Origin of the sequence: Xanthomonas sp. SHU 308 (genome assembly GCF_000364645.1) — a bacterium.
GTDB classification, from domain to species: Bacteria; Pseudomonadota; Gammaproteobacteria; order Xanthomonadales; family Xanthomonadaceae; genus Xanthomonas_A; species Xanthomonas_A sontii.
The window spans coordinates 1-4,155 of record NZ_AQOK01000833.1; the positions used below are offsets into that span (position 1 = coordinate 1).

5 protein-coding genes and 1 tRNA gene are annotated in these 4,155 nt (G+C 69.4%); all 6 read left to right on the plus strand.

The genetic code is table 11. From position 1 onward, the window contains the following. Nucleotides 1-561: chorismate-binding protein (locus tag D588_RS0121805; RefSeq protein ID WP_017917510.1), on the plus strand; the 561-nt coding region annotated here is incomplete at its 5' end. Between the two features lie 74 nt (nt 562-635). Then, nucleotides 636-1,697: an endolytic transglycosylase MltG gene (gene mltG / locus D588_RS0121810; protein WP_043086812.1), complete on the plus strand. Its 1,062-nt coding sequence runs from the start codon at nt 636-638 to the stop codon at nt 1,695-1,697. Beyond that, nucleotides 1,694-2,365 carry a dTMP kinase gene (gene tmk, locus D588_RS0121815; RefSeq protein ID WP_017917512.1) on the plus strand — a complete coding sequence of 224 codons (672 nt, stop codon included), beginning with the start codon at nt 1,694-1,696 and terminating at the stop codon, nt 2,363-2,365. The genes mltG and tmk overlap by 4 nt, the downstream gene beginning before the upstream one ends. Beyond that, complete coding sequence (locus tag D588_RS0121820) at nt 2,362-3,324, plus strand: DNA polymerase III subunit delta' (RefSeq protein WP_017917513.1); 963 nt, start codon at nt 2,362-2,364, stop codon at nt 3,322-3,324. The genes tmk and D588_RS0121820 overlap by 4 nt, the downstream gene beginning before the upstream one ends. Beyond that, nucleotides 3,321-3,674, plus strand: coding sequence for a PilZ domain-containing protein (locus D588_RS0121825; RefSeq protein ID WP_010342469.1), 354 nt, complete (start codon nt 3,321-3,323; stop codon nt 3,672-3,674). Before D588_RS0121820 ends, D588_RS0121825 begins: the two co-directional genes overlap by 4 nt. Before the next feature lie 87 nt (nt 3,675-3,761). Beyond that, nucleotides 3,762-3,836 (plus strand) — tRNA-Val (locus D588_RS0121830). The last annotated feature ends 319 nt before the right edge of the window (nt 3,837-4,155 follow it).

The window sequence follows — 4,155 nt, forward strand, 5'->3', positions numbered from 1 at the left end:
GTGGTCGAGACCCGGCCGATCGCCGGCACCCGCGCACGCGCGCCGGGCGACGACGAGGCCGCGCGCATCCGCGAACTGGTCGGGCATCCCAAGGAGCGCGCCGAGCACGTGATGCTGATCGACCTGGAGCGCAACGACCTGGGGCGGATCTGCACGCCGGGCAGCGTGGAGGTCGACGAGCTGATGACCGTGGAGAGCTACGCCCACGTGCACCACATCGTCAGCAACGTGCGCGGCCGGCTGCGTGCGGGAACGACTCCGGGCGAGACGATCCGCGCCACCTTCCCCGGCGGCACCATCACCGGCTGCCCTAAGGTGCGCTGCATGCAGATCATCGCCGAGCTGGAGCAGACCCCGCGCGGCGCTTACACCGGTGCGTTCGGCTGGCTCAACCGCGACGGCGACATGGACCTGAACATCCTGATCCGCACCGCCGAGGTGGACGGCGCGCAGGTGCAGTTCCGCACCGGCGCCGGCATCGTGTTCGATTCCGACCCGGAGCGCGAACTCGACGAGACCCGGGCCAAGGCGCGCGGCCTGCTGCGCGCGCTGGAGCCGTGAGCGGGGCCGCGCGATACCGGGCCATGCCGGCCGCGCGGTATCCTGCACGCCATTGAATTCGCTCCGAGGTGGTCGTGGCTTGGGCTAAACGCGGGTGTCTGACCCTGCTGGGAACATTGCTGGTGCTGGCGCTGCTGGTGGCCGCGGCCGGCGCCTGGTGGTGGCACAGCTATCGCGCCTTCGCCGAGCAACCGCTGCAGGCGAGCCAGCCCAGCGTGGAAGTGGCGCGCGGCGCCTCGCTCAACGGCGTGCTGCGCAAGCTGCGCGCCGCCGGCGTGAACCAGGGCAGCGACCTGCAGTGGCAGGTGCTGGCGCGCGAACTGGGCGTGGCCGGCAAGCTCAAGTTTGGCGAATACGCACTGCAGCCGGCACTGAGCCCGCGCGAACTGCTGCTGCGCATGCGCAAGGGCCAGGTGATCCAGTACCGCTTCACCATCGTCGAAGGCTGGAACGTGCGCCAGCTGCGTAGCGCCTTGAACGCGGCCACGCCGCTGGTGCACACCACCGCCGACCTCAGCGACAGCGAACTGATGGCCAAGCTCGGCCAGCCCGGCCAACACCCGGAAGGCCGCTTCCTGCCCGAGACCTACCTCTACCAGCGCGGCGACACCGACCTGCAGGTGCTGCGCCGCGCGCATGCGGCGATGGACAAGGCGCTGGCCGAGGCCTGGGACGCGCGCGCCAAGGACCTGTCACTGCAGTCGCCGGAGCAGGCGCTGATCCTGGCCTCGATCGTGGAAAAGGAAACCGGCCTGGCCGCCGAGCGTCCGCAGATCGCCGGCGTGTTCGTGCGCCGCCTGCAACTGGGCATGAAACTGCAGACCGACCCGACCGTGATCTACGGCATCGGCAGCGCCTACGACGGCAACATCCGCAAGCGCGACCTGGAGACCGATACCCCGTACAACACCTACACCCGCACCGGCCTGACCCCGACCCCGATCGCCATGCCCGGCCGCGACGCGCTGCGTGCCGCCACCAACCCGGCGCCGGGCGACAGCCTGTACTTCGTGGCCATCGGCGACGGCAGCGGCGCGCATGCGTTCTCCGCCAACTACGCCGAGCACAACGCGGCGGTGGCGCGCTACCTGCAGCGCCTGCGCCAGGCGCGCAGCGACGCGGCGGTGTCGCCATGAGCGAGGCCGTGCTGCGTCACCATCGCTTCGTCAGCCTGGAAGGCGGCGAGGGCGCCGGCAAGACCACCGCGATCAACGCGATCCGCGATGCGTTGCAGGCGCAGGGCCACGAAGTGGTGCTGACCCGCGAACCGGGCGGCACGCCGCTGGCCGAGCGCATCCGCGCGCTGCTGCTGGACAAGACCCCCGGCGAGGTCGCCGAGCCGCTGGCCGCCGAGACCGAACTGCTGCTGGTGTTCGCCGCGCGCGCGCAGCACGTGCGCGAGGTGATCCGCCCGGCGCTGCAGCGCGGCGCTTACGTGGTCAGCGACCGCTTCACCGATTCCAGCTACGCCTACCAGGGCGAAGGCCGCGGCCTGGATCGCGCCTGGATCGCCGACCTGGAACGGCGCGCGGTCGGCCTGCAGCCGGGCCTGACCCTGCTGCTGGATCTGGACGTGCAGATCGGTCGCGCCCGCACCAGCGGCCGCGATCTGTGGCCGGACCGGATCGAGAGCGAGCAGGACGATTTCTTCCAGCGCGTGCGTGCTGGCTTCCGCCAGCGCGCCGCGCAGGACCCGCAGCGCTTCCGCGTCATCGACGCCAGCCAGCCGCCGCAGGCGGTGGCGCAGGCGGTCGCCGCCGCACTGGCGGCGTGGGTGCAGCAGCAACAGGAGCCGACGCCATGAGCGACGTGCCGTTCGCGCCGTGGCAGCAGCGCGCCTACGACCAGACCGTGGCCGCGCTCGATGCGGGCCGCCTCGGCCACGGCCTGCTGATCTGTGGGCCGGAAGGCCTGGGCAAGCGTGCGGTGGCGCTGAAGCTGGCCGCGCACGTACTCGGTCAGGGCGAGCCGGCCGCGGCCCTGCGTAGCGCGCAGTTGATCGCCGCCGGCACCCATCCGGACCTGCAACTGATCTCGTTCATCCCCAACCGCACCGGCGACAAGCTACGCACCGAGATCGTCATCGAGCAGGTGCGCGAGATCTCGCAGAAGCTGGCGCTGACCCCGCAGTACGGCGTGGCCCAGGTGGTGGTGGTGGACCCGGCCGACGCGATCAACCGCGCCGCTTGCAACGCCTTGCTGAAGACGTTGGAAGAGCCGCAGCCCGGCCGCTATCTGTGGCTGATCAGCGCGCAGCCGGCGCGCCTGCCGGCGACCATCCGCAGCCGCTGCCAGCGGCTGGAATTCAAGCTGCCGCCGGCCGACGAGGCGATCGCCTGGTTGCTGGCCCAGGACTTTCCCGAGAAGACCGCACGCGAAGCGCTGGATGCCGCACGCGGCCATCCCGGCCTGGCCGCGCAGTGGCTGCGCGAGGACGGATTGAAGCTGCGCCGGCAGGTGGCCGCGGATCTGGAACAGGTCGCTGCCGGCAAGCTCGGCGCGCTGGACGCCGCGCAGCGCTGGAGCGGCGACGCACTCGCCGAGCAGCGCCTGGGCCATGCCGCCGACCTGGCGCTTGCCCAGGCGTCGCAGGCCGGCTTGACCGACCCGGCGCGATTGCACAAGCTGGCCGCGTGGTTCGACGCCGCCAATCGCACCCGCGATCTGCTGCGGACCACCGTGCGCGCCGACCTGGCGATCGCGGAACTGTTGCTGGCCTGGCGCGATGGCGATCGCCCGGCCCGGAGAGGGGCACAACGATGAGCGCGATGAGCGGACGCCAGGGCATCCTGTCGCTGGCGGTGAAGGACAAGGCGGCGCTGTACAACGCCTACATGCCGTTCGTGAAGAACGGCGGCATCTTCGTGCCCACCCCCAAGCGCTACTTCCTCGGCGACGAAGTGTTCCTGCTGCTGACCCTGCCCGATTCCAGCGAGCGCCTGCCGGTGGCCGGCAAGGTGATCTGGGTGACCCCGGTCGGCGCCCAGGGCAACCGCGCCGCCGGCATCGGCGTGCAACTGCCGGACAACAGCGAAGGCGAGACCATCCGCACCAAGATCGAGACCCAGTTGGCCGGCATCCTCAACGCCGACAAGCCCACCCAGACCATGTAGCGGCCGCGCGGCGACGCCGCGCAACGGACCTTGCAAGGACCCATTGACGCCGCGCGCCACAGCCCTATAATGTGCGGCTCGCGACACGGGCGGTTAGCTCAGCGGTAGAGCATTGCCTTCACACGGCAAGGGTCGCAGGTTCGAACCCTGCACCGCCCACCACGAATTTGAGCGTCAACGAAAAAGCCGGCCTCGTGCCGGTTTTTTTCGTTTTTGGCTCCACGACAACCAACGGCGAATGTCGTGTACGAGAGAGTCACTCCTGCGTTGAGTATCTATGCGATCCGAGAAGTGGATCAATAAGGTAGATGCTTGGAAAATCTTCTAGCTATCAAGCTTGCTGCCAATGTGGCGCACGATGCTCAGTGGGCTCAGTCAGAGCAATGATCTGGATCTTTTGATTCTCTTGTGAAATAGCATTGTTGTGGCAAGGCCAGCGCCGCGCTAGATGTGATCTCTCAGTAGGTTGTTCATCCGGGGC

Bases quoted from the DNA above. Each gene is read 5' to 3' on its own strand.
- tmk (WP_017917512.1), top strand. From the start codon at position 1,694: ATGAGCGAGGCCGTGCTGCGTCACCATCGCTTCGTCAGCCTGGAAGGC.
- D588_RS0121820 (WP_017917513.1), top strand. From the start codon at position 2,362: ATGAGCGACGTGCCGTTCGCGCCGTGGCAGCAGCGCGCCTACGACCAG.
- D588_RS0121825 (WP_010342469.1), top strand. From the start codon at position 3,321: ATGAGCGCGATGAGCGGACGCCAGGGCATCCTGTCGCTGGCGGTGAAG.